Below are 26138 nucleotides of genomic sequence, written 5' to 3'. Positions count from 1 at the left end.
ACTTGGTTATCAGAGTATTTTGACCTCTTTCATTTTTAAATTTGGTTTGATGATTAACATGTGTCCCATTTTTATTTTCTCCCAATTTTCTTCAGTCAACTTTTCAGAGCAGACTATAACGGCCTTCTCCTTATTTAATGATTTGGTTTCGATTAACATTCTAGTTTCCTGGGATTTCAAAGTTAAAGGACTTATTTCAGACGGTTTCCTTTTTAATTTGAAAAGCGAATAATAATCAGTGTTTATTTCTGAATATCTGAATGCGTAAAATGATTTACCATCTGATAATAAAAAATTAAGGCCAGTAAAGTTACTTTCCATGACTTTTTCCAGAGCCTCTTTTACTCCACTTATAATATCATGTTCTTGAATATTCTGTAGGATCCAATGAAAATAGACTTCTGAATCGGTCTCCCCCTTTATATTTCTGCTATAGTCCTCTTTTAGAAGTGGTAAAAGATTTTCTCTGTTCACTGAACCATTATGGGCGAATATCCAATCATTACATTTGAATGGATGTGAATTTACTTCGGCTGCTGGAGCACCAGTACTCTTTCTCACATGGGCCATGATTATCCTCGATTCAACATACTCAGAAAAACTTTGAAAGCGGGATCTTTCATCAGTTGCAGATATACCTTGCTTTTCTAAACGAGGAGAATTATTTTCATACCATGCAACACCCCATCCATCAGGATTTTCATCTGAAAATTTCTCCTTGAATAACTCTAAAGAAAATTTAAAATCCACTAGCTTATTAGCTACCAAACCTAACAATCTACACATTTACCTTCACCATCCTAATTTTTTGGAATTTCCTCCAATTCTACATTACCACCGCTACTGGCCGGTATAGATTATAAGTGTGCATACTAGTTATTCTGCTGTGCGAAATCCACATTTTTTTATCCTTCTTTGACCTCAATTTACGGTAAAGGTGACAAAAAGTGATAGAAGAACCAAAACATTTGATGTAGATACTTCCTTGAAGGTTCACATTCCAAATAGGGTAATAGATAGTTTTTTATTGGATTTTGGGGGGATAAAATGAAAAAGACATTTCCTGTTATAGTTTTGGTAATTTTGGTGTTAATGTTTGCCGGTTGCACAAACCTGGGGGCAAATGTGTATGATGGCGAATACATGTCATTTGAATACCCAGAAGGTTATAATAGTTCGGATAATGGTAAAGAATTTTCTGAATTAGGAAATTATGAATATGTAATGCTTTCTTGCGAAGATGAGAATCAAGATATAATAGTCAGCGCTTATCTGGATGCTACATTTGAGGATGTTGAAAAATATGTGGTGCAAGAGATTGAAAAATGGAAAATGACTGGAATGAACTATACACGCGTCACTGAGACGATTGGAGGGGCAAACTGCACCATATATAAAGTTGAAAAAATGAAGAACTACCACCTAATGTTATTATTGCAATGCCCTGAATTTCTTATTTTCCAAAAGGAAAGGATGGTCTTTGTGCTATGATTGTGGTTCGTATAGTACGAAATTTGATCGGTATGATGCTGTCGAGCAGATTATAAAAACAATAAAACCAAAAAAATCCTAAAATCCCTTTGATGATATCATTTTGGAAAAACTATGGAAACTTAAAATATTTATTTTAGTTTCAATAAAGGCAGCGCTCAATTTTTGTCTGGGAAGGTGCTTTTGATGTGGAGAAAAAAATACATGGCCTTAGTGCGTTGAGGTATAATACTATCTAAGGCCCTAGTTCACCAAAAAATATAACAAAAAAATATAAATGTTTATTATAAGAGGGGGGACAGTGGTTTTTTCATTCCATTGGGATATTTGGTCTCAGAACTTTCTTATGAATATTCTCACTCATTAAACTTGACTGACGATGGTTTGAGGCCAGATGTATTGCCGGAAAATTTTAACAAAAGTAAGTTAATATATGAAGAGATAATAATGAATGCGATATATTCGGTTGCTAAAAGGGTTTGATATTGAAGAAAGTGGAAAAGCAGGAGTATTCACAGTACACACTCTCTAGTTCCGGTGGTACTGTTTCAGTTGGTAATTTTATTATCATCTTTATTTCTGAGAATAGCAGTGTGACCATTTAAGATTTAGGATTCAATGATCCTGAACTGTATGAACCACTCGGTAATGAGACAACTGGGAAGGTAAAGTGTATACCAAGAAAAAAACTAAACGATACTAAGATACCTTATTATGTTCATGTCTTCGAAAAGGATGGAGGAATTTTATTATTTATTATGCGTCTGAATATGAAGAACTTGCTAAGCGAATCATAAAACCTTGAAAGTGAATGATCTTCCAAATTTTCTTTTTAATTTTTAAATGGATTACCTTGAAATATATACTGTTCACTCACAATACAACCTTGAAAAGGAAGATTAAATTCGAAAAACCGACCATTAACATGAGATGGGTTAAAAAGAAACTAAGAGACAAAAATAGGTGATTTCTTTAGAACATTAAGAGGATACCCCGGCCAGTGCCCCATATTATGCTAAGTGCTAATACTAAGATTACAAATACTGAAACAGAACTTACAATAGGGTTTACCAGATTTTTAGGGAGTTTGGATTTTAAAAGTTCCTCAAACATTAAACCTCCGTCAAGTGGCTTTGCAGGTAGGAGGTTAACGGTTCCAACTGCGAAATTGAGGATTGAAATCCAAAAGAACAAGTCTTGGAGGTAAAGTAGTAAGGTGGGTAGGTTATCTCCCCATATTGATTTCACGGACTCCTTGACTTCTAGATTGTTGGTGCTCCTTATGCCAATATATGCTCTGCTTGCATTGTTTGGATTTTTTGAAGTCTTTAACTTGAATATACCTTGATCTGTTTCTATTGTGATCACTTCACCTATCTTTATATCTTCTATAGCCTTCCGGTATTCGGTTATATTAGTTGTTGACTTGCCATTAATGCTTTTTATGACCATACCATCCTTTAGTATGGTACTGGCGGGGCTGCCAGGTACCACGCTTTTTATCACTATGCCATCTGTTTCGAAGGTTGCGGGCACGGCATAGGATGAAACTCCAATAAATACTAGAAGGCATAAAAATGCTATTATCAGGTTAGCGATGGATCCTGCTGCGTATATTCTCAATCTTGGGAGCCTATTTAACCTTTTAATATCATCCTCATCCGGTTCTACGAAAGCACCAGGTATTATAGCGAGCAAAAGTAAGCCAATGGATTTTATTTTCACGCCTTCAATCCTTGCTAGTATTCCATGTGCGAATTCATGGGCTACTATCACAATTACTAGTCCTATCAGCCCATAGGACAATGGAACAAAGAGCGGACTCCCTGGAATATCCACTCCTGGGACGATTAAAGATGCTTGTGGTTGCACGAAAATGTCCTTGAGGGATGCTATGATTGCATATAACATGTAAAACATGAAAAAGAAAGCTATGGGGATACCTATGTTCACACTCCACTTCCAAAATCTGGAATACTTTTGAGCTATCCTATCAATAAGGCCCCTCATCCTCTTTGTCTTTCGCATGAGTAGGGGTCCATAGACTTCAATCTTTAATTTTTTCCTGAATAATAATGCTAAAGTCCATATGAGTATGAAGACAACCCCATAGAATAACAGAATATCCATATTTACACCTTAGATTTTGAATGAATCGAATAGGAGTACATTGCATTTAGAGTTTTTATCTATTCCTTCACTGTTTTCTTCTATCATGATATAACTGTTTGATTTTACCATAGATTTTATGATACCCGAACCACTTATAAGTATCGGTTCGGCTATTTTATTATCTGTAAATGCACGTATGTAATCTGTCCGCCCAAGCTTGGATGGGATTTTACGTTGACATATTCTCTCAACTAGCTCATGTTCATAGTTGATATTCTGCATCCTTAAAAGGTAATATCTTACGAAAATGTCAAATTGTACCATGGCAGCTACAGGATACCCTGAGAGCATGAACACGGGTTTATCCTCCACTAGTCCAAAGGCTAGTGGTTTGCCTGGTCTTATGGCAACTCCATGGAAGATGACTTGACCAAGATTGCTAACTGTATCCACTACAATATCGCCTTTGCTAATGGCGGTTCCACCAGTTGTTATTATCATATCATATCCTTGAATGTTCTCTTCGATCTTTTCTTCTAATACTCTGGGATTGTCTGGTGAATGTTCAACCGTCGGTGATGCCTTCGCACTTTCAACAAGCGCTTTAAGAGCATACTTATTGGAATTTATTATCTTCCCTGGTCCTGGTTTTGTCCCAGGTTCTACAAGTTCATCCCCTGTGATGATGATCTTAACTCTAGGCTTCTTATAAACTTCAATAGTGTCGTAGCCTGAGGATGCGGCGATTGCAAGCTCTTGGGGGCGCATAACAGTTCCGGGTTCCAGTATGGTTTCACCAGCTTTTACGTCCTCTCCTCTCGTGGCGATGTTTTCACCTGGACTGGTGGGCTGTAAAACCTCGATTTCATCCCCTTTTTTGTAAGTGTATTCTTCCATGACCACTGCATCTGCACCTTCAGGTATGGGGGCGCCAGTGGCTATCTTAACAGCTTCTCCTTCTTTAAGTTTAACATTTGAAACCTTACCCGCACTGATTGAATCTATAACCTTTAAAGTGATGGGATTATCCGCTCTGGCCTGGAATGTGTCCCTTGCTTTTATAGCATACCCGTCCATGGCAGCCTTATCAAAGGGTGGTGAATCCAACTTTGAAATTAACCTCCTAGAATTTACACGACCATAAGCATTGATAAGATCGATGGTCTCTTCACTGGTGAGCCTTTGGTTTTCATCTAATAACTTGAAGGCTTCTTTCACTGGTAAAAGTTCACTTATAAACATGAGGATCCTCCCTATCAATTAATATTTTACTAGGATGTAATATATTTAGGTGAAAATCAGAGTTTAGACTGCTATGATAGAAGTGGAATCTCTTAGAAAAAGTTTTGGAAAGATAATAGCATTGGATGATATCAGTTTCCATGTGGATGATGGTGAGTTATTGGGTATTATAGGCCCTAATGGAGCTGGTAAAACCACTGCCATCCGGATAATCGCTTGTATTTTACATCCTGATAAAGGTAGTGTTAGAGTGGCTGGGTTAGATGTTACCCAAGATCCTATTAAAGTTAAGTCGATGATAGGCTATCTCCCTGAAGAGCCAAATCTTTATGAGCGGTTCACAGCAAGAGATCTTCTCAAGTATTTTGGTGAATTATATGGGGTTCCAAGGGATGTTCTTGACGATAGGATTAATGAATTATTGGAACTTGTGGGCATGGAGGATCGGGCGGCTGATCCTATAAACACGTTTTCTAAGGGGTTGAGACAGCGTATTGGTATAGCTAGGGCGCTTATACATGACCCTCCTATTCTTATATTGGATGAGCCTACAATGGGCCTTGATCCAGCCACCGCAGCTTCTATAAGGGAATTTATAAGAGAACTCAAGGGTGATAAGACTATGATACTATGCACTCATTACATGGAAGAGGCTGACTACCTCTGTGATAGGGTCGCTATTTTGAACCAAGGTAGAATATTAGATGTAGGCACGCCCCAGGAGCTTAAATCGAAGATAAAAGGCGACCTAACATTGGAGATAAATCTCATCGACCCTACTAGAGTTGATCTAAACCTTTTAGAAGTGGAGGGTGTGAAGAATATAAGATTAGATGGGAATAGACTCGAGATTTCACTCAAAAATAGGAGTATTATCCCAACTATTATAGGAATTTTGGGGGAGAATGTTTATTCTGTGAATACAAGGGAAACTAGCTTGGATGATGTTTTCATAGAGATGGTTAGGGGTTCATAATGTGGACTATAACAAAATGGGAGATCAAAAGCACATTCAAAAGCCGTAAATTCCTCTTCATCTTCATATTCCAGATAGTCACCTTATTCCTGATAATATTTATTTTTGGTGGAGTGCTTCAGATGATGAACACAACCGAGGAGGTCGCATTAACCCCTTCACTCAGTGAATTCGTATCCTTGGATGTTAATGACCCCTCAGGGATCATCAGAGATGAACTCAACTCCAAGGTGGTCATGATACACCCTACAAGCACAAGGTTCCCAAGAGGAAATTCGCTCCTACTTGTAGATGAATACAATGGATTACCATTGAATGCAACTCTATTCCTAGATTATTCAACTCCAATGAGAAACGTTATAAAAGATGAGGTGGAAAGTGCTGTTGAAAGATCCTCAAGGAAAATAGCCAATCAGATCATGGCATCCATGGAAAAAGAACGAATTAATGTTAAAGAAGAAGCTGTGGGAGAATCACTACCATTAAAACTTGTGAATAAGGTTATGGTCGCGATACTCCTCATATTACCCTTGTTTATGTTTGGGAATCTTATCATCGACAGTATCACGGGAGAGAAAGAAAGAAAAACAGGAGAATCACTTATTGCAATGCCAATCCCCCGCAGTCACATCATTTTGGGAAAATCTTTTGCGGTTATAATAATAATGGCCATTCAATTACTTATATGGCTGATGATAATATGGGTTAGGTTTAGAATATATAATGCTCCTATTATATATTTTGTTCTAGTTTTAACAGCATTCCCGGTTGTGGGACTTACAAGTTTGGTCGCTGTTTATTCCAAGAATTACAAGGAAGCTGGTATAGGTATAACGTTGGCTTATATAATTACCATAGGTTTTCTTATAGTCCCGGCACTGGCATATATTTCCCAGAAGAGCGGTCTAGGCCCCTTAATTCTCATAATAAAGCTTTTAAGTTTAGAAAATATAACGATATTTGATATGGTATCAACTGTTTCGGTTTTAATTTTTAGTAGTGTGATCTTTCATGGTTTGGCGGTGTGGCTTTTTGAAAGAGATGACATAATATTCGGCCCCCGGCCAGGTGTTTTAAAGTTATTAAGGGATTTTTTATGAAGTTGGTGGCATTATCGAGAAAGGAGGCATATGATATACTCACGAATAGGGTCTATGTATTCCTCGTGATTGTACAGGTTGTTATATTGCTTGGGAGTTTTGCCCTTGCTAGTGTAAGCTCGATTGTATTAGACCCGGGGTTAATAGATAAGTGGGGTGGAGGCCAATTCTTGAAAGTTGGAGTACCTGAAGATATAAAGGGGACGATCCTTGAAAAAAATTTGAAGGAAGAAAATTTGAAACTTGTTTATTTTAATGATCTTCGAAGTGCGAATAGGGCTCTTGGCTCGGAAACATCGGCTACAGTGTATCTGGGCGAGGATGGGGATGTTAAGGTAAACATAGATGCTGGGAGCATATTTTACACTATATTATCTGAGAAAGTACGAAGGGCAGCGGAGTCATATAATATAGAGAAGAGCCTTAATGATCTTCCAAGCGAGGAAATAAGTAAGGTTAAGAAGCCTATTAAGCTTAGTATAGTTGAGATGAACAAGGAGAAGCATTTGGAGGTTGCACTTGAAAGTCCGTATTTTGTTGGGATTATGTACGGTTTCATGGTACCTTTTATACTTTTTTTACCTTTCTTCCTTGGTAGTAATATTGTTACTGATAGTATTGTTGGTGAAAAGGAGAGGAAGACCTTTGAGGTGCTTCTCATGACACCTTTATCACCATACATGATAATAGTTGGTAAGATAATCCCTATAGTTTTATTTTCTATTCTACAGAGTTTGGCTTGGATTATTATCTTGTATCTGCTCCACGTCCCACTTTATAATCTGTCTTTGATTGTTTTGCTGCTTTTTTTCATGGTCTTTGGATTTGCAGGTGTTGGGGTGTTTGTTTCGAGTTTGGTTGACAGCACGAAGGAGGCTAATTCCGCGATAACTATCATACTCTTCATCGCAACATTCATACTTTTTGTGCCACTTTTTATGGATGTGGGTTTCTTAGGATCCTTTATAGATTTTATACCAAGTGTAATATTAGTGAAACTTTCAACCAGCCAATCTGTTGGAGGGGTAGTCTGGGATATGGTACCTTCTTTGATTTTTTCCATTTTAGTATTTGTTTTTTCCACTATTTCATTCAAAAAGGAAGGCCTAATAAGATTATAAAAAAAAGTAAATTTTTGGGGGGGTTTAGATGTTGAGATACTTTTCTATCTCATACTTGAATACTTGGATTCTGTACTCGTCCCATTCTTTATGTTTTATTTCCATGAATTTTTCATAGATGTGGTCTCCAATGGCTGATTTTATGACTTCATCTTCTTCAAGTGCATGGTATGCCTCCCAAAGGCTTGATGGTAACGTTTTTATACCCATCTTTTCAAGTTCTTTTAAGTCTAGTTTGAATACATCAAATTCAACAGGTTCTCCAGGGTCTATTTTATTCTTTACACCATCCATTCCAGCCTCTAACATGGCGGCGAATGCAAGGTATGGATTACAAGATGGATCGGGTGCTCTGAATTCAACTCTGGTACCTTTGCCACGAGATGCAGGTATTCTTATAAGTGTTGATCTGTTTTTGAAACCATAGGCAATATACACAGGGGCTTCATATCCTGGGACTAGTCTCTTATACGAATTGACTGTCGGTGCGCATATTGCAGATAAGGCTCTTGAATGCTCTAATAGGCCCCCTATAAAATACATTGCCGTTTCTGATAATTGTGTTGGGGTGTCTGGATCGTAAAATATGTTTTCACCGTTTTTGAAGAGTGATTGGTGGCAGTGCATGCCGCTTCCATTTTCTCCGAAGAATGGTTTTGGCATGAAGGTTACAAGGTAGCCCATCTTATCTACTATTGCTTTTATAGCCTGTTTAAATGTTATAACTGCATCTGCAGTTTTTAAGGCGTTGTCGAATTTGAAGTCGATTTCGTGTTGTCCTGGGGCCACTTCATGGTGGCTTACTTCAATCTCAAAGCCTAGGGCTTCTAGGTCCATTACTAGTTTTCTTCTGAAGTCTGTTCCTTGGTCTATTGGTTCAACATCGAAATATGCGCCTGTGTCGAGTGGTATTATGTTCCCTTCATCGTCATAATCGAGTATGAAAAATTCTGGTTCCGGACCCACATTATATTCATATCCTAACTTTTCATATTTTGATAGGACTTTTTTTAGGACGTATCTTGGATCGCCTTCAAATGGTTTGCCATCTGGCCAGTATACGTCACATATGAATCTGCAGACGCCTTTTTCTTCTGGTCTCCAGGGTAGTGTGGAAAATGTTTCTGGTTCTGGTTTTAGTACGAGGTCGCTTTCGTTTATGTCTACAAAGCCTTCGATTGAGGATCCGTCGAATAATATGCCCTCTTTCATTATATCTTCTAGTTGGTCTGCTCTCATTAAGGGTATGGCCATGTTTTTTGCGGCCCCGTGTATGTCCACGAATTGCAGTCTGACGAATTTTATGTCGCATTCTTCTACTTTTTCCATGATTTTTTCGATTTTACTATCCATAGAATACCTCCATTGACCGGAAGTATATTTCCTCCTAGTGGTATATATACTTTTTTATAGTTCCACAATCTTAAAGGGGTCATCCTTTAGAAGGTCAAAGGTTAAAAGTTTGGGAGCCCATATAACATTACCTTTGCCTGTTAAAAGTTTTAAAGCTTCAAATGATTCTATACAACCAACAATATTCGGTACTGGTCCTATAACTGGTGGAATTTCACCTTCTAAACGTCGAACTTTCTCTTTAACATCACTTGTTAATCTGAGACCCTTTGAAGGTAATTTAAAAACTTTTTCATAGGATGGTGTTCCATCTCCGAATACGGTCACTTGGCCCATTGAAGCATGCACGGCTCCGTGTACAAAGGGTATTTTTGATCTTTTACACTCTCTACTAACTATGATCCTTGATATGATGTTATCCATGGCGTCAATTACAACATCATTATTTTCTATGATTTTATTCACATTGCTTTCATTAACTTCACAATTAAAAATCCTGATCTCAATGAAGGGGTTTATTTTCCATACCCTTTCTTGGGTAGCGGTTACTTTCGGCTTTCCAATATTATGAAAATTGCTCATCAACTGTCTGTTGATATTAGATATGCTGAAGGTGTCCTTATCTACAATAGATAGTGATCCCACACCCATCCTAGCTAGCATTTCAATGGCGGCGCCGCCGATACCCCCGCATCCAATTACTGCAACTCTGCCTTTCTTTAGCTTTAGCTGTTCATTCTTTTTCAAAAAACCCATCTGTCTGGTTATTATCTCCCAATAGGTTAAGCCTTCATATCTTCTTGGCATTTATGCCACCTTAATCCCCCTTATAATGGGGGAATCTTTCTGGAATCATAGGATGGTTATCCTTAGGTTAATTTACTATAAAAATTTATCAAGAAGTAGTGTTTTTTAAGTTTTATGCCGGGGGCGGGGTTCGAACCCGCGACCTCACGGTATCCCAGGTTAGGGGTTAGAGCGGTTATTCTACCCTATGAGCCGTGCGCTCTAACCAGCTGAGCCACCCCGGCTTTGCTTGTAAAAAACCAGTATTTTACTTATGAAAATTACTCGTTGCTGGGGAAGTGACACGTTTTTTGGATCATTAGTATTGGCTATTGAATGGTAAATTTCATGTGAAACTGGTTTTTTTCTCATACATGGACTTTGAAGTGGGTATCAGCTTTTAGAACCCTCTTATAGGCTTCTAAGACTATTTGGGGGGTGACAAATCATATTATCATTTTTTATGTTATAAATATTTTTCGGCGCGCGGATGTTATGGATTTCTTCCCCCCATAGTTTTTTTATAATTTGAAGTTTTGGATGTAGTAGAGTACTATTATGAGGGCTATATTTAGGATCATGAATAGGATGTCAGTTCTTTTTAATGGAGATTTTTTATGGTACATTTGGCTTTCTTGGGAATATCCGCGGCTTAACATGCTTAGGTAAGTTTTTTCGCCTTGTTCATAAGCGCGTAGGAATATCATTGCGATAGTTTCCCCGATTTTCTTAAGTCTCCATGAGTATTCAGTGTTTTTATTCCATATGTCAAAGCATCTGGTTTTTTGGGCGTTTTTTATCCTTTCAAGTTCATCATAGAAAAAGAATAGGTATCTTACAGTTAGATTTAGTAGCATGATAAATGTGTGTGGTATCCCGATTCCCCTCATTGAATTTGTAAGTTCCTGCATTGGTGTTGTTGAAGAAAGTAGTATTATCGCTGTTATACTAACGGTTATCTTTGCAAATAATAGTATCCCAAATAGGAGTCCTTGCATTGTCACATGAACCCCAAGGGGTCCGGTCCAGATAATATCACCAGTCCTTATAAATAATTGGAATAGGGCGATGAAACCTCCAAAGGGCAATATCAAAAATAGTCTCTTTAATATGTAGGAGAATGGTATCCTAGAAAGCGATAATAAAAGTAGGAGGTAGGCCTCGATTATAAGAAGGATTAGGAGATCAGAGGCGCTCACTGCATAAATTATTATGATTAGACTTATTATTATTTTTATGCGCCCATCAAGATGATGTATGGGACTTTCCTTTAGAGTTTCCCTTTCTATGCTTATAAGATCTTCCATAAAAGGACCTCAAAAAAATTAAAAAAAATTGGAGGGGGTGGTTATTTCCCAGTTTTAAGCGCCGCACTTATCCCATAGGCTATGATTAGAACTATTATCGTGCCAAGGACTAATGCAAGTACTTCTCCTTCCTTACCGAGTCCTGGTATGGTATAATCAGGCAAGGGTGATTCTATGACTGGTTCGGTTTCTGGGTTTGGCATTACCTTTTCTGCTGTACTTTCTAATCCGTCGGGGTTTTGGGATGCTAGGAATGGTGCCAGTGCTGCTATGATGAGGGCTATGATAGCCCCGCCAACAATTAGTTTTTTGTCTCGACTCTTCATTTAGATAACACCTCTGCCTTTTCTTTTCCCCACTCTTTAAATGAGAATAGGTCGGGGCGAGCGCTTTGAACTGCTAGTACTATTACTACAGTTAGGACTCCTTCTATGATTCCTATGACTGCATGGTATAATCCCATCATTGCAAGTCCTTTATCTAGTGGGAATGTCCCCGCGATCCACATTTCTATTGCACATGCTATAGCTGCCAAAAATATTGAAGCCCATGCTGCTATGAAAACTGCGGGTATTTCTCCTAGGCTCCTTGTACCCTTGAATAGGTAATATCCTACGAATCCTCCGATGATGCCCATATTGAGGATGTTAGCTCCTAGTGCTGTTATTCCACCATCACCAAATATCAAACCTTGTAGTATAAGTACGATTGATAATAATAGGACTGCTGCCCATGGACTTGCGAATATTATGGCAATAAGTGCCGCGCCGACCATGTGTCCACTAGTACCCCATGGGATCGGGACGTTCATTGCTTGTATCGCGAATATACCAGCTGCTAGGACTGCGAAGAGGGGGATTTGCCTTTCATCGAGTTTTCTGCTGGCCCATCTAATACTAAAATACAAGGCTACGATTGCTATTATCCAGTAGATGAGACACTGGGAAAGTGGTATGAAACCATCGGGTATATGCAAGTTATCCTGCCTCCTTATTCTTTTGATCATTATCATGTACATGCTATAATATAAACATTACCCCTAGTATTACTTCATGTTGTATCATTTATATGGTAGGTAATAATAGTTTTGGGGTTTTCCTAAAAAAGAGAATAAGGGGGCAAGCAATAGACGATTCAAAATCTAAAAAATAGGTACTTTTAGGTTGTGTGGGGTTTATTTCCTAGCCCTTGCAACTTTTCTAGCTATGACTAATTCTCCAATTGCTATAAGTCCAACGAAGAATTTTTCAAGTCCGCCAGTTGCCCAGATTGCCTCTCCAAATGTTGATTTTTTTATCCTTTCCTCATATTCTGCTGCTGTTATCCTTTCTCCTGTTCTTCTTCTTGTGATTATAGCAGCGGCTTCCATGAGCTCATCCCAGCTTATACCCTTTAACTCCTGGGACATGGCCTCAAAGATCTTGTAAACCTTGATCTCATATAAACTAGAAAGTGTTTTCACTATGTCCAATGCTCTTACAATCCCAACAATGACACCTTCATCATCTAATACAGGCAAGTTAACAACTTTATGTTTTGAGATTTTTAAGACTGCTAATCTTGCCGGGTCATTTTCATGTACGTGTATAATCTCCTCTGGTATGTGCATAATCTCTGATACCCTCTTTTTACCCTCTCTAAGGCCCCTGATGACATTGAGGGATGTTATCCATCCTATAAGTCTCCTTTTCTCGTCTACTACAGGTATGGTGAATCTTTTATGTTTTTCCATTTTTTCTGATACTTCATCCAGATCCGCATCTGGGCCTACTACTATAAATTTTTTATCCATAAGCTCTTTAACTTTCATGGGATAACCTCTTCAATTTTAGTGCACCTACTGGGCATTTAGTAGAGCATACTTCACATAGGATGCATTTATCATCTGAGAATATGAGTTCCTCATCTTCGAGTCTTATGGCTTCTGTTGGACAATTTTCCTCACATATTTGGCATGCAACACAAGCTTCTTGGTCTATTAGAAGTTCTTTCGTTCTTATTACGGGTCCGAGTTCTCTTTCGAGTTTTATCACGCCTTCTTCACATACGTTTGCACAAGCTCCGCAGCCAATACATATACTAGTATCTATGGTTGCAGTTTCATCTTCAAGTTTTATGGCTCCTGTTGGGCAGAATCTGATGCATGTACCGCAACCTTTGCATCTTTCGCTGTCTATTTTGATGTTTTTCATTCTCAAGATTCTGTGGGGTATTTTCAAATCCTTGAGGTGATATTTCACATCTTCGTCTATTGTTGCTATGCTCTCAACCACATTTATACATCTTATGGGACATGTTTGAGCGCATATTTCACATTTTACGCAATTTTCTAGCACTTTAGCCTGTCTTGTGGATTTTGCATTGGCTATAGCGTCTACTGGACATTCTTCGGCGCATAAGTTACATCTTATACATTCTGGGGAAATTGTTATGAATTTACCTTTCACTTTACATTTTCCAATATCTAAATCTTGGCCTTCCACGGCCTCTAGCTCCATGTATCTTCCCTGTAGGTCTTCTTTAAGCGCATTTTTACTTTTTTTAAATGTTATATCCATTCTTATACACCATTCATCTTATTAGTTTTCGATTAGTTTGATGGCGTTTACTGGGCATATGTTTTCGCATTCACCACAGCTGATACAAACTTCTTGGTCGACTATTATTTTATCGTTTTTGAGGCTTAAGGCATTTACTGGGCATTTGTTTACGCAGATGCCGCATGCTTGGCAAATCATATCATCAGGGATGACTTTTCCACTCTTCGGTCCCTTGATTTCTCTTCTTTTAAATAGTATTCTATCATCTTTGATGGTGAAGAATTCTTCTTTAAGGTTTATTGCCTCTACCGGACAAGCTTGTACACATTTTCCACAATATACGCATTCTTCTCCTATGCTAATTGGGGCTGGCATTTCAAGTTCTATGCAGTTTATTGGGCATTCATCGACGCAAGCCCCGCAGCCAATACATTTCTCCTCTAAACTTGCTATTTCCCTATTTGGTTTGGTCTTTTCGATTATCTCTACTATTTCATCTATTTCAATGTCTTTGTCTATGATTTCCTTGATCTTTTCTTTTATCTGGTCTGTTATATCTATTTCAAAGTTTTTTTCGTCATGTTTATTGCTTATTTCATTGGCGATATTTTCTAGGATGGAGTTTATCTTGCTTGTGGCCTCTGCTACTTTTTCTGTTTCTTTTTCGAGAACTTCTGATACCATTTCTGTTGTATGTATTCTATTAAATTTCCTGGAGGCTGTGGTTCTTGTGGTGTATTTGATGGCGGTTGATGGGCATACATCCATGCATTTTTCGCATCTTGCACAATATGCAGGGTCTATGTAGGGTAATTTGCTTACTTTCCCGACCTTTATCGCTCCTTTGGATGGGCAGACTCTTGTGCATGTCATGCAACCTATGCATTGATTGTGATTTATTACTAAGGCCTTTCCTGTAGCCACGGCCCTTGGTAGGATTTCGCCGTATTTTATGGCTTCTGAGGGGCATGCTCGGGCGCAGTAACCACATCTTACACATTTTTCTTCATCTATAACTGGGTGTATTTCCTCTTTACCAGAGGCTACGAGTTCTATGGCACCAGTTTTACAAGCTGCAACGCATGCTCCACAATTTAGGCAAAGTTTTGGGTTTATTGTAGGTGTTGGTTCCCTTATAGGCTCTGATAGGATGGTTTTCATTTTTATGGCATCGTATGGGCATGCTTCCCTGCATAGTATGCATCCTATACATTTTTCGTCTATTTCGATGTGGTTATCTGGTGGTATTTCATGGATGGCATCTACTGGGCAGACTTTAAGGCAAGGCCTATCCTTGCATTCTTTGCACTTTTTATCATCTATTTCATATTGGACTTCTATTTCTCTTATTGGTTTGTATGTTTTTTCGACAGTTACTGGAATTTTATCAGCCCCTTCCAACTATCTGGGATGGTTTCAAGGTTATGAGGATTTTATCATCTTTTAGGAGGAATCTTGCGGTGTATAATCCTGGGACTCCGAATGGACATGTCTGGTAGCATATGCTACATCTGAGGCACTTTTCAGGGTCTCTTTCAGTGATGTTTTTCTCTTCGTTGTATTTTAGGGCGCCTGTGGGGCATTCATCTATGCATAATCTACAACCTTTGCATTTGTCCTCATCCCAGGTTATTACATTGATCTTAAGCCTGTCTGTTATATTTTCCACTATTTTAGTTACTTTTTCCTTATCGGGAAGTATTTTGAGGGCTTTTTTCATGATTTTGGATAGTGAGAATTCCAATTTTATAATCTTTTCAGGGTCATAGTCTGGCAGTTTTCTAACCCTTTCAACTTCTAGGTTTATGGCCTTTTCTAAATTGTCGACTAATAAGTTAATTATCTCTTTTTGTTCGTCGATGTTTGTGATGAAGACTTCTTTTATGGCTCCTTTTATTGGGCAAGTTTTGATGCAATCTCCACATGATACACATTTTGACTGGTCTATGGTGATTATGTTGTTATGGGATGAGATGGCCCCTATCTTGCAAGCTTCTAGGCATTTTTCGCAGCGTATGCAAAGGTAGTCATCGATTACATAAAGGGTGTCCTTTGGTAATATCTTGTATTCTTCTTTTATAAGATAGTTTTCACCTGTTTTGAGAGTTTTTGGTTCTGTTGGGCACACTTCCACGCAGAAACCGCATCTTATACAGGCTGATTTGTTTATGACGGGGTATGCCATTTCCATTTCATCGTCTCTCACCAGTTTTATCGCCCCTGGAGATGGGCAGGAGGCTATACAGGCCCCACAGGAAATGCATAATTCTTTTTGGACTTGTGGGAAATCTCTGAACCTTGATGGCGATTCAGCTATTTCTGGATCTGTTTTAGCATCTAGGAATCTTTTGATCCATTTTTTTCTTGCGAATTCGTATATGTACCATATTACAGAGGACATTATAATTTACCTCTCACCCCTTCTTTTCTCCTGCTATGTTCTTTTAAAAGATTGTTCATGCCCCTGAAGTCTTTTTTGTTTCCATGTTCATCAATTATTGTCACACGTTCGGTGCAGGCAATGCAAGGGTCTATACTTTGGTATATGGCGACTGCATCTGCTATTGTAGGTGAGTCATTGAACATGTGTTTTACACAGGCTTCAAGGTTCATTATAGTGGGGGTTCTTATGGTTATATCTTTTATGATGCCGTTTTTCGCTGTTTCGAATATGTATGTGACTTCCCCTCTTGGGGCTTCGTATCTGTTATCAATTGAACCTTCGGGTATTTCACATTCTTTCCTTATTGGACCCTCTGGGAGTTCATCGATGGCTCTTCTTATTATTTTTATGGATTCTAGTATTTCGTCGAATCTTACCATTATCCTTGCGTAGTTGTCGCCTTCTTTTCTCCATACTGGTTTGAAATCGAAGTAGTCTGTGAAGGTTGGGTGCTTTTGCCTCCAGTCGAATTTGACACCTGAGCCCCTTGCTATGGGCCCTACAGCTCTTACATCTATTGCATCTTTTTTGCTCATTTTCCCTATATCCTTGGATCTTAAACCTAGAAATGCTCCGGTTTTGAACATTTTCCTGTAACGGTATACTGCTGGCTCCACTATATCCAAGTTTTCTAATATTTTCTTCTTTTGAGATTCTTTTATGTCCATTCTAACTCCGCCGACTATGTTCCAAGCGTAGTGCACTCTGTTTCCTGTTATCATCTCTGTGAGGTCCATTATCTTTTCTCGGATGTTTAGTAGGTATATTGCGAGGGTTTCATGTTCTATTGCCAGGAAGTATAATGCATTAGCGATGAGGTGGCTTTGTATACGGTTGAGTTCACCTATTATTACTCGTAAGTATTGTGCTCTGAGTGGGGGTTCGCAGTCTGCAATTTTTTCTAGGCCCTCGATGAATGTTACTGGATGGAAGTGGGAGCATATGCCACAAACTCTCTCTGAGAGGTAGACTACTTTCTGCCATGGTTTGCCCTTGGCTATCTGTTCTGCGCCGCGATAGAAGTAGCCTAAGTCGACTTCGGCGGCTACTACCCTTTCTCCTTCTGTTTTGAGTTTTATCCTTAATGGTTCTTTTATTCCAGGGTGGATTGGCCCGATGGGTATGTAACTCATTATTATCATCTCTCTTGTGATTATTTTGAGTAGCTGGCCAGGACTCCTGGTACGTATTTTAGTATGGCTGTGGCTATTTCGGCTGGTCTTGGTGGGCATCCTGGGACTTCTGCGTCTACTGGGATGAAATTGCTTACTGGGGCTCCTGTTTTGTCGGATTCTTGTTGGAATATTCCCCCGGTTAGGGCGCATGCTCCTATTGCTAGGACGGCCTTTGGCTCTGGGACTTTGTTATATAATTCTATGAGTTTTTCTTGCCATTGTTTCGCCACATGTCCAGTAACTAGGAGCGCGTCGCATTCACGGGGATTATTGTGGAGGTATATGCCGTATTGTTCGATGTCGTATCTTTTTGATAGGAGTGCGGCTACTTCTATGTCGCATCCGTTGCATCCTCCTGTGCAGATTAGGCAAACGTGAATTGATCTTTTCCTTATGAAGTCTTTTATCATCCACTCCCCTCTAGGATTTTTATTATCTTCTTCCTGGCCTTTTCTATCAGTTTTTTATACTCTTCTGGGTCTATTTCTAGTTTCCCAGAAATTTCTAATTTTTTTATGATTTCTTCTTTTATGGTTTTTAGTTGTTCTTTATCCAGGAGTTCTAGATGGTGTAGGTAGTCTAGTCCTAGGTCTAGTTCTATCTGTTTTTCAAGTCTGAAAAGTATTGCTTGTTCCATTGATGAGTGGGATGATTCTATCCTTGCCATGTCCAAGTTTTTGGCTAATAATTCCTCCACTTTTTCTATTGGGATCTTCAAGGTTTCTGAGAGTGTTTTCACTACTTGGTTTTTGTAGGCGTAACTTTCAAGCTTCCACAATTTTATCTTTTTTATTGTCTTGTCGGTCATAGGGTCACCCATAGTATTAATGCGAATAGGATCCCTATTATGCTCTCATAGACACCATATCCCGGTCTCATCCCGATCACAAAACCTATGAAGAATAATCCGAGGGGTGCGTAGATGATCATGAGTCCGCCCCCTATTAAAGCGACTATGAGTGGTATGGTTTCTATTCTTTTTCTTACGAATGGTTCACTGTGCCACTTATAACTTACCTCTAAGCCTATCACCATCCCGATGGTGAACATGACCAAATGTGGAAGGTATGTGAAGTATGCCATTCTAGAAGCCTCCCCCCTTGAATATGAAGGCTGCTGTAATTATGAACATGATTATAACAAACCAGAATGCTATGGTTTCAATTGTCTCCACATTTTTACCTAGGAAGAAAAATGAGAGCAGTAGTGTGAATATTATAGCTGCTACTATTGCAATCCTTAATTGCATTATACTAGCTGCGACCATTACCATGACAAGAATGCCGATCATAGCCAATGACAAGATTATATATGATCTTTCCATTATTTACACCTCACACAAGGACAGCATTTACAAGGGCCAGTACTGCGAATATCCATTGTATCATTACAGAGTGATATGGTGCCACCATTGGCGTCAAGGCAGCGATAAATCCTAGAATGATTGTAATGATTGTCATCCCTATGATATAATCTAATGGCGTGTTTATTATACCCCCAAAGAAGAGTGTTAAAAAGCACCATAAGAGTACGAAGTATCCTAGAATTTCACCCATCATTAGAACGCCCCTTATAACACCAAAATGCTCTGTCTTATAACCTGAGACTATATCCTTACCCCAGACTATCCCAAATGGACTATAAGGTGCCTTTGAAACTAGTAATATGAACACGGCCAATGCGCATAATGGTAATTGCATGACTAGAGATCCATGGACGATCTGATAATTGATTATATCAGCTAATATGAGGGTGTGGGTTTTGAAGTATACTAGTGCCATGACTGCCATTAGGGGCATTTCAGCAGTAGCAGAAAGAACTGCCCTACAGCTTCCCATTTTTGTATAAGGCGACCCAGAAGCTAGGCCTATACCATGCTCTGAAACCTTATGTATGGCATAGCATAATATTATAATGCCAAGTGGACCATGTAATATCGGGCCTATGATGAGTGCGAGAACCCATAGACCATCTAATGCCATTACTATCGCCACGTATAATGGCATGCTCGAAGTTCTGGGGATTGAAAGCTCTTTTATATAGAATTTGAATGTGTGGAGTAAATGTTGTATTATGGGCGGTCCTGGCCTGCCCTGGATCCTCGCTATAACCTTTCTTTGGAGTCCTAATAATAGTCCTCCTATTATGAATGCTGTGATTATCTCTAATAGCATGTAGGGTAGATTGACTGGGGATAGATAGCCCATCTTTATCACCGAGTTTTAGTAACCTGTGAATGTCAGTTTTGTGCGTTCTTTCTCATCTTTCTTGGTCTTTGCACGGGCCATTAACACGAGGCCAATATAATATGCTGATAATGGGATGAACACGGTTAAAATTATGATTGAAACAACTAATGGGGGTGGTATTATAAGTCCAAGTATGATGGGTAGGCTGGTGACTGTTGCGAGTATACTATTTTTTGTCTTTTTTTTCATTGTAGATCACCCTAGGATTAATAGGACTTCTATTACTCTTGTGAAGACCATTAGGGAGCTTAAATGCATCATATTTATATAGGGGGCTCCCTTTGCTCTTATCATTTCTACTTTGGTTGCGAAGAATGGTGCTAGTGCACCTTCTCCTATAGCCCCTATGAGGAGTAATGTTCGGCTCATGTTCAATATAGGGTTTGTGGGGATGTTTGCTAGGATGCCCATGCTTAGGGTGCCTGTGTTTGCTAGTATCATGGCCACTCCACCGAATAGTGGTAGGCTACAGATCATGAGAACGAGGCCATAATGGAATGTTGCATCGAGGACGTGGGTGTCCTTCACTCCTGCAAATATGCCCATGTTTGTGATGCCAGTTAACGATACGAATAGTGCGAAATTGAACAAGTCCCCTGTGGTAACTACGCCTGTTAATGCTATACCACAGAGTATTGTCATGAATCTCCTGAATCTGGCTTCTTTTTTCTCTACAGTGGTTGTTCTTACTATGTCTTCTCCAAATCTTGCTACTGATCTTAATTCTGGTTTGCTTAGTGCCAAGAATATTGTGAAAGCCACTATAACCGCTACTAAAGCTAGTGAAAATGGGCTTATATATAATATTATATCCATGAATGGGATGTGTCCTATTATTGGACCGTTTAGATTTGTTATCTCATTCATAAACTTGACCGCCCTTATTTATTGAATTCTTCCCGGTTTAGTATTCCTAGGAGTCCAAATTTCAAGGCTACTTTGATTACGATCCCGCCACCTGACATGAATAGTGCCACAAGCCATAATCTTGGGTTTAGGAAATATAATAGGAATCCTAGAAGCCATGAGCACCATGCCAATCCTGACACTCCTGACATCTCCTCCCAGAAATCATGTGATAAGCCCTTGGGTTCTCCTATGAACAAGTAGATGAGTATACCAGCCCCTGCGACCGCTCCCCCTGTAAAACCTGTTAGTATCGTACCATATACAACACAGAGGAGTGAGGTTATGGGGATGGCTGTCTTTAGAACTTCCATGTCAATAGGTTTATATTTTTTTAATTGTGGCGGGTTGGTTCCTCTTTTTGTATATTCTCTGAATATTAGCACTTCTGTTACTGCTAGTATCTCTGCTAGTGATACAACTAACCCTGGAAGGATGAGTGCTTCGGCTAAGTCAGTCCCCACAGCTGCTACGATTATCAGCATGGCATAAGTGACTATCTGGATTATTAGAATCTTTTGGAAGTCATTTTTTTCTATTATAACCCCTGAGAGTCCTATGGCGGCTGTTACGATGGCGATTGTGATTGCTATGGGATAAAAGTTTACGATTATTTGGGGCACGACATTAGGGACTATTGAAACAGGGTCCATTTTATTATTCTCCCATCATATTTTTCTTGTCCTATTTAATATAACCCAAGAGGCTATGGTAAATGCTGTGAATAGTATGGATGATTCGAGTATCGTGTCTAATCCCCTTGTGTAGTATAAGATTTCATCTAGGATCCCCCCTGGATGCGCTACGATAGTGGTGCCTAAGTGGTATGAAACATCTCTCAGCCACTGGGAGAATGGAGTTAGATAGGCCGTTATCCAACCTTCATATGGGCTTTTGTACTGTGACTTCACTATACCCCTATTATGGGGGTCTACTGGCAATCCGCCACGATTATAGGGTGCAAGATTATAACTCACATCAACATTTTTCTTGGCCAGCTCTATCTGGAGTTGGGGTGGAGGTTTAGGATAGACTTGTTCAGGGTTGAGATGAAATGGAAGAGGCAAACTAAAAACTAATACTACTGCTATTGCGAATGCGAATATTTTAGGGACCACCCTGGGCTCGGCTAAAAGATTTAAGATTCTCCCTATCAACTTATGGGGCCTCCCATTTCTTCCAATCTTATAATAGCCCTTATCATTATGATATAGAGGATTGGATTCACACTTAGAAATGTTAACATTGCAAGGGTATAATTATAACTTAAAAAGATCAATGCCACGCCTGTAGAAGGGACTGTAAGGTTTATTATCCTAACTATGGGCTCTTTGGAAGTTTTAGGCCCGAATACAACACCTAAGCTCCCAATTAATACTAAGGTTAACCCTAGGTAGAATGATATTAATGGAAGTGTCCCAGTGGCTGAGATCATCCTATTTCGCCTCGCATTTTTCTGATTTCAAGTACTCTAACTAATCCTATCATCATTATGATTATTCCTACGAAGGTCATGAATGAGGATGCCATGGCCACGTCAAGGTAGCCGAAGGTTGCCACGATACTAATTAGCCCATCACCTAGCACTGCTAACATGAGGAACTTGTCTATGGGCCTTGTTTGAAGCACGCCTCCTAGGGCCCCGACTATCATGAGGATGGCCGCAGCATATATGAATTCAATGTTCATCCTTCTATCTCCTTTACTTTGCTTATGGTGAATGCTATTGCATTGGCGCCTACAGTTGCGAGTATGAAATATACCATTGATGTTATTGCACCTAGTGGTGATGGATTTTTGAGTGTTATAATCGCCGCAACCCCAAAATTTATGACATTGAGGTATGGCATCCTTTCTAACCTATTCTGGGTTATGAAGAGTCTTAAAACCATATATATTATTATACATGAGATGATTGTTTCTTCTATCATTTCTACCACTATTTGATGACCTTTCTATTCATTTTTCTGGCTATTTTACCGATTAGTTTGGATGATAGTGGATGATATAAGCCTTGGATGGTTAATATGGCGATGACTATACCTACTATAAAGTAATTTGCTGTGATACCAAAATGGGAGGCGATCCATATTATAGAAGTTATGGTTAGGGCTCCTGTTGTCCCGGCGTATCCGGGATCTGCGCACATTCTATTCCCGAAGTAAACGAATAATGCGGCGATCAGACCACCCTCAGGGCCCCCGAATCCATAGTAGCCACAGGATGCTAGTAGAGTGCCGGCTGAGGCGTCTGGAGAGCATACGATATTCCCCTTAAAGTAGCCTCCGCCTAGATCTCCTCCTCTTTTCTCTATGGATTTGCCGATTGCCCTCGCGCCTCTGACACCTGGGGCTTCGGGTAGGCCCATCCATATGTCTATTATAACGAAGTTTAGCCATGCTAAGATTGCGGCGATTGGGATTGCTATGATTTCATTCAAAGGTATCCACCCCAGGTGTTAGTTTCCCTAGAAGTAATATTAGACTTGTCCCAGTTTATATGTTTGTATTTAATATTCTTAGATTCCATGGATGATCCAAAGAAGCTTTGTGAGGTCATGAAATTTGGATGGACATTTAGATGTTTAATGTTTTTTTCAAAAAATCTTGGAGTGCGGATAATAGTATATTAAACATTTCTTTTGCACCTCATACCCGTATTATCCCTTTATACTTCACCTTAATTCTTCTCTTAAAACATATAAATATGTTTTGTTTTGCCCTAGGATATGAATATTTTATAAATTTTTGTTATTTTCCCGGTTTCTTGTCCAAATTTAAAAAGAGTAAAAAAAGTGTGGGAAATTTAAGATATTGGGTAAATAAATTGTATCTCAGTGTTTTTTTATAGTATCTTTGATGATAATTCTAGGGCTTTATCCTCGTTGTATATTATTTTAAGGTCCCAGAATAGTGTTAGGTAGGATTTTAGTGGTGTTGGGTCATTTTTAATGTTCTTTTTTAAGGTGTAATTGAGAGTTTTTTCCATGGCTCCTTTGTCCCCTGCCACGTAATATACTAGGAGTGCATCGGCGTAATGTCCTATGGAATATATTTCTGGATCTCCATCACCTTTGAATTGGCCATTGTCTTCTTGGTTAGCTTTAAGCCATTTTGAGCCTTCTTGGATTGATTTTAGGGCCTTTGTATCATTTGTTGCGAGGTAGTATAGGGTTAATCCTTTAAGTATTTCGATGTTTTCATATGCTATGGAGGTCCAAGATCCGTCTCTTCTTTGTTTTTCAATTACATTATATATGATTTCTTTGTTTGGGTTCATTCCACCTACTTGGGATTCTGTTTTAAGCTTCAGGTAATCTGATCCTATAAGTTGTGATGACTCTTTGTTGGCTGCTATTCTGATCTCCCCATTTTTTATCTGGTTTTCAATAAATTGTAATCCTTTATTTGTTATTTTTTCAGTTTCATTTGTTTTTAGGTCTTTTAGGGGATAAATTGTCTGGGCCGTTGTTATGGTGTATTCTGCTGGTGGCATTCCACCAGGGAATGACCCATTTTCCATCTGTTTATATTCTAACCATGTGATTAGATAATCAGATCTTTCTTTAAATTGTGTGTTTCCTGTTTTAGCAGCTAGTTTGTCATATAAAACTGCTATCATGGCGTTGGAGTCGTAGCAGCCTTTAAATGTGCTTCCGAATTCTAAGTCTCTAGCGGGATCATATTCCATTGGAGTGTATCCACCGATTTCTGAATAAGAATATCCGTTCCAAAACTTTTCTATGAAATCAGTTATTTTTTCATATTTTGGGTCTCCAGTAAAGTTTATTTTGGATTTATTCCCTTCTATGGGGGGTTTTGGAATGTATTGATATACTGCAGCATCTCCCGTGACAATAAGAGTTTTGAAGTGGGTGTCTGTGGGGAGATATAATCCCAAACCTTGCTGATGCATGGGTTTTCTAATGTAAATGTATGTTATGTTATTTTTTTCGAGGAAATAGTATGCTTCATTGATCTGTGAAGTGGTAAATATTGTCTTTACTTCTATTTCGCTCATCTCTTTCTCTTTTAATGTGGGGGGGTTTCCCATCATACCCTGGTAGATCGTCTTCCATAATAGAACGTCCCTTCTGTGCGTGTTACCTATAAGGAGGTAGGCATCTTCCATTGTCGCCAAAAACACAGAATTGGGTGGCGTGTTTTTCTCTATCCATTCAAAGGCCTCTATCTGCTCTGGTGTGGGACTTATAACATTTAGATAAGCTATCACACCCCCTTGTGCGATTGGGATGATCAAAAGAAGTGAAATAACAAATAATCTTATATATGGTGTGAGATTTTTCTTTAGTATCCTATAATCTGGTATTCTGAGCTTATTCAATCTTATAATGGCTTGTGAGAGCCCGTAACCGGCCATTAAGGATAATGGTATCGCAGCATAAGGGTCCCGGAATCTGAAGGAATATGTTCCCATTATCGCAAATATAGTGAACCATAAAAATATAAACTTGTAGAGTGGATTCTTCGATTTTATGAAAAATAGTGCACCATATAATCCGAATATGAGCTGGATTAGACCCATCCATTTTGGGAATCCGAGTATTGTAACTGGTTGTGTTTGTAAACGGGTGGCGAGTAATGTGAATTCTAGAATACCGGCGACTGCGAAGAAGAATAAGATAGAAACTTCTATTGGCCTTTTTTTAAAGGAGGGTATCAGGAATGTTAAAATTAATATTAGGACAGTTATGGTGAGGAATACCCATCCCCTATGGGTGAATAAGTATATTGAAAATATCAGAAGAGCTATTATAATATATTTAAGATTGCCTTTGAATATCTTGAAGAATCCTCCTAGACTGAAACTATCAATATCAGAGTATTCTGGCATGCTCTTAACATATTTTACGAGGATGTAGAGTATTATTGTGAATAATAGGATTCCTAAGGATTCTGGTATGAATACCGATGTCCTGGCCACAAATGATGGTACCATTGAAAATAAAAAGGCTGAGAAAATTGAATCCCTCTCATTTTGGAAGATTTCCCATGCGATCTTATAAAATACGAGTATAGTTAATATTGCAAGAACCGGTGGTAAAAGAAAGAATACAAGTTGGCTGTTAAATATCTTATACATGAGGAGTCCTAACATATGATAAAGTGGTGGATAAGCGTATGGTTTAAGTCCTAGTAGTGAAGTGGGGTTTTTTGAAATTATGCCTATGCCTTTTGTGGCTAGTCTCATTACAATGTCATGGTGGATGTATGCATCGTTACCAGGGAATGCAAAATTCCTACTTGGTATGAGTCTTATGATAAAGGCTAGAATACATACTAATATAATAGACTTCTTTCTTGGCAACTTTATCAC

Annotated in this window: 31 protein-coding genes and 1 tRNA gene; 4 read left to right on the top strand and 28 right to left on the bottom strand. The window is 38.8% G+C overall.

The genetic code is table 11. The annotated features are described in order from the left end of the window. Positions 1-9: 9 nt before the first annotated feature. Complete coding sequence (locus QFX38_05365; GenBank protein MDI9624294.1) at positions 10-786, bottom strand: class II glutamine amidotransferase; 777 nt, start codon at positions 784-786, stop codon at positions 10-12. Positions 787-1047: 261 nt separating this feature from the next. Here QFX38_05365 and QFX38_05360 point away from each other — a divergent pair, with 261 nt between their 5' ends. Next, positions 1048-1491: a hypothetical protein gene (locus QFX38_05360; protein ID MDI9624293.1), complete on the top strand. Its 444-nt coding sequence runs from the start codon at positions 1048-1050 to the stop codon at positions 1489-1491. Between the two features lie 972 nt (positions 1492-2463). On the opposite strand, the gene QFX38_05355 is transcribed toward QFX38_05360, so the two are convergent. Both QFX38_05355 and QFX38_05350 read right to left on the bottom strand, forming a co-directional pair. Next, positions 2464-3621: a site-2 protease family protein gene (locus QFX38_05355; GenBank protein MDI9624292.1), complete on the bottom strand. Its 1158-nt coding sequence runs from the start codon at positions 3619-3621 to the stop codon at positions 2464-2466. A gap of 9 nt (positions 3622-3630) precedes the next feature. Continuing rightward, positions 3631-4845, bottom strand: coding sequence for a molybdopterin molybdotransferase MoeA (locus tag QFX38_05350; protein ID MDI9624291.1), 1215 nt, complete (start codon positions 4843-4845; stop codon positions 3631-3633). Positions 4846-4918: 73 nt separating this feature from the next. Between QFX38_05350 and QFX38_05345 the strand changes: the two genes are divergently transcribed. From QFX38_05345 to QFX38_05335, 3 genes are read left to right on the top strand one after another with little or no spacing between them, the layout of a single operon-like run. Continuing rightward, complete coding sequence (locus QFX38_05345; protein MDI9624290.1) at positions 4919-5821, top strand: ABC transporter ATP-binding protein; 903 nt, start codon at positions 4919-4921, stop codon at positions 5819-5821. Further along, a complete protein-coding gene (locus QFX38_05340) occupies positions 5821-6921 on the top strand; it encodes an ABC transporter permease subunit (GenBank protein MDI9624289.1) in 1101 nt (366 codons plus the stop codon). The genes QFX38_05345 and QFX38_05340 overlap by 1 nt, the downstream gene beginning before the upstream one ends. Then, the gene (locus tag QFX38_05335; GenBank protein ID MDI9624288.1) at positions 6918-8042 is read left to right on the top strand and encodes an ABC transporter permease; all 1125 of its coding nucleotides are present in this window, start codon (positions 6918-6920) and stop codon (positions 8040-8042) included. The genes QFX38_05340 and QFX38_05335 overlap by 4 nt, the downstream gene beginning before the upstream one ends. A 24-nt stretch (positions 8043-8066) precedes the next feature. Here the strand turns inward: QFX38_05335 and glnA are convergent, their stop codons facing one another. The 25 genes from glnA to QFX38_05210 form a co-directional block, all read right to left on the bottom strand. Continuing rightward, on the bottom strand, positions 8067-9395 hold the full coding sequence (gene glnA / locus QFX38_05330) for a type I glutamate--ammonia ligase (GenBank protein MDI9624287.1): 1329 nt from the start codon (positions 9393-9395) through the stop codon (positions 8067-8069). A gap of 54 nt (positions 9396-9449) precedes the next feature. Next, positions 9450-10202: a HesA/MoeB/ThiF family protein gene (locus QFX38_05325; protein MDI9624286.1), complete on the bottom strand. Its 753-nt coding sequence runs from the start codon at positions 10200-10202 to the stop codon at positions 9450-9452. 115 nt (positions 10203-10317) lie between these two features. Continuing rightward, positions 10318-10426 (bottom strand) — tRNA-Met (locus QFX38_05320). A 276-nt stretch (positions 10427-10702) separates the two neighbouring features. Further along, positions 10703-11488 carry a cobalt ECF transporter T component CbiQ gene (gene cbiQ, locus QFX38_05315; protein MDI9624285.1) on the bottom strand — a complete coding sequence of 262 codons (786 nt, stop codon included), beginning with the start codon at positions 11486-11488 and terminating at the stop codon, positions 10703-10705. Positions 11489-11529: 41 nt separating this feature from the next. Further along, positions 11530-11814: a PDGLE domain-containing protein gene (locus QFX38_05310; GenBank protein ID MDI9624284.1), complete on the bottom strand. Its 285-nt coding sequence runs from the start codon at positions 11812-11814 to the stop codon at positions 11530-11532. Beyond that, positions 11811-12464: a cobalt transporter CbiM gene (cbiM, locus tag QFX38_05305; protein ID MDI9624283.1), complete on the bottom strand. Its 654-nt coding sequence runs from the start codon at positions 12462-12464 to the stop codon at positions 11811-11813. Before cbiM ends, QFX38_05310 begins: the two co-directional genes overlap by 4 nt. Positions 12465-12662: 198 nt before the next feature. Further along, positions 12663-13298 (bottom strand): CBS domain-containing protein, encoded by a 636-nt coding sequence (locus tag QFX38_05300; protein ID MDI9624282.1) that lies wholly within the window; start codon positions 13296-13298, stop codon positions 12663-12665. Continuing rightward, positions 13288-14046, bottom strand: a complete 759-nt coding sequence (locus QFX38_05295; protein MDI9624281.1) for a 4Fe-4S binding protein — start codon at positions 14044-14046, stop codon at positions 13288-13290. Before QFX38_05295 ends, QFX38_05300 begins: the two co-directional genes overlap by 11 nt. Before the next feature lie 21 nt (positions 14047-14067). Further along, positions 14068-15429 carry a 4Fe-4S binding protein gene (locus QFX38_05290; GenBank protein MDI9624280.1) on the bottom strand — a complete coding sequence of 454 codons (1362 nt, stop codon included), beginning with the start codon at positions 15427-15429 and terminating at the stop codon, positions 14068-14070. Then, the gene (locus QFX38_05285; GenBank protein MDI9624279.1) at positions 15416-16429 is read right to left on the bottom strand and encodes a 4Fe-4S binding protein; all 1014 of its coding nucleotides are present in this window, start codon (positions 16427-16429) and stop codon (positions 15416-15418) included. The genes QFX38_05290 and QFX38_05285 overlap by 14 nt, the downstream gene beginning before the upstream one ends. Continuing rightward, the gene (locus QFX38_05280) at positions 16429-17613 is read right to left on the bottom strand and encodes a nickel-dependent hydrogenase large subunit (GenBank protein MDI9624278.1); all 1185 of its coding nucleotides are present in this window, start codon (positions 17611-17613) and stop codon (positions 16429-16431) included. Before QFX38_05280 ends, QFX38_05285 begins: the two co-directional genes overlap by 1 nt. Before the next feature lie 11 nt (positions 17614-17624). Continuing rightward, complete coding sequence (locus QFX38_05275; protein ID MDI9624277.1) at positions 17625-18056, bottom strand: NADH-quinone oxidoreductase subunit B family protein; 432 nt, start codon at positions 18054-18056, stop codon at positions 17625-17627. Further along, positions 18053-18454 carry a DUF1959 family protein gene (locus QFX38_05270; protein ID MDI9624276.1) on the bottom strand — a complete coding sequence of 134 codons (402 nt, stop codon included), beginning with the start codon at positions 18452-18454 and terminating at the stop codon, positions 18053-18055. Before QFX38_05270 ends, QFX38_05275 begins: the two co-directional genes overlap by 4 nt. Further along, a complete protein-coding gene (locus QFX38_05265; GenBank protein MDI9624275.1) occupies positions 18451-18729 on the bottom strand; it encodes a DUF2104 family protein in 279 nt (92 codons plus the stop codon). Before QFX38_05265 ends, QFX38_05270 begins: the two co-directional genes overlap by 4 nt. Position 18730: 1 nt before the next feature. Then, positions 18731-18970 carry a hypothetical protein gene (locus QFX38_05260; protein MDI9624274.1) on the bottom strand — a complete coding sequence of 80 codons (240 nt, stop codon included), beginning with the start codon at positions 18968-18970 and terminating at the stop codon, positions 18731-18733. A gap of 10 nt (positions 18971-18980) precedes the next feature. Further along, positions 18981-19853, bottom strand: coding sequence for an NADH-quinone oxidoreductase subunit H (locus QFX38_05255; GenBank protein ID MDI9624273.1), 873 nt, complete (start codon positions 19851-19853; stop codon positions 18981-18983). Positions 19854-19868: 15 nt separating this feature from the next. Further along, positions 19869-20084 carry a hypothetical protein gene (locus tag QFX38_05250; GenBank protein MDI9624272.1) on the bottom strand — a complete coding sequence of 72 codons (216 nt, stop codon included), beginning with the start codon at positions 20082-20084 and terminating at the stop codon, positions 19869-19871. Positions 20085-20090: 6 nt separating this feature from the next. Further along, the gene (locus QFX38_05245; GenBank protein ID MDI9624271.1) at positions 20091-20762 is read right to left on the bottom strand and encodes a proton-conducting transporter membrane subunit; all 672 of its coding nucleotides are present in this window, start codon (positions 20760-20762) and stop codon (positions 20091-20093) included. Positions 20763-20776: 14 nt separating this feature from the next. Continuing rightward, the gene (locus QFX38_05240) at positions 20777-21454 is read right to left on the bottom strand and encodes a DUF2105 family protein (protein MDI9624270.1); all 678 of its coding nucleotides are present in this window, start codon (positions 21452-21454) and stop codon (positions 20777-20779) included. Positions 21455-21469: 15 nt separating this feature from the next. Then, on the bottom strand, positions 21470-21958 hold the full coding sequence (locus tag QFX38_05235) for a DUF2106 family protein (protein ID MDI9624269.1): 489 nt from the start codon (positions 21956-21958) through the stop codon (positions 21470-21472). Continuing rightward, positions 21955-22236, bottom strand: a complete 282-nt coding sequence (locus QFX38_05230; protein MDI9624268.1) for an EhaE family protein — start codon at positions 22234-22236, stop codon at positions 21955-21957. The genes QFX38_05235 and QFX38_05230 overlap by 4 nt, the downstream gene beginning before the upstream one ends. Further along, positions 22233-22490 carry a DUF2108 domain-containing protein gene (locus QFX38_05225; protein MDI9624267.1) on the bottom strand — a complete coding sequence of 86 codons (258 nt, stop codon included), beginning with the start codon at positions 22488-22490 and terminating at the stop codon, positions 22233-22235. Before QFX38_05225 ends, QFX38_05230 begins: the two co-directional genes overlap by 4 nt. Further along, entirely contained in the window at positions 22487-22732 is a 246-nt protein-coding gene (locus QFX38_05220; GenBank protein ID MDI9624266.1) for a DUF2109 family protein, read from the bottom strand. Before QFX38_05220 ends, QFX38_05225 begins: the two co-directional genes overlap by 4 nt. 8 nt (positions 22733-22740) lie before the next feature. Next, a complete protein-coding gene (locus QFX38_05215) occupies positions 22741-23241 on the bottom strand; it encodes a hypothetical protein (GenBank protein ID MDI9624265.1) in 501 nt (166 codons plus the stop codon). A gap of 404 nt (positions 23242-23645) precedes the next feature. Then, positions 23646-26129, bottom strand: coding sequence for a glycosyltransferase family 39 protein (locus QFX38_05210; GenBank protein MDI9624264.1), 2484 nt, complete (start codon positions 26127-26129; stop codon positions 23646-23648). Positions 26130-26138 lie beyond the last annotated feature (9 nt).

This window comes from Methanothermobacter sp., from assembly GCA_030055615.1.
GTDB lineage: Archaea > Methanobacteriota > Methanobacteria > Methanobacteriales > DSM-23052 > Methanothermobacter_A.
This window is presented reverse-complemented; position numbering and strand designations above follow the sequence as displayed.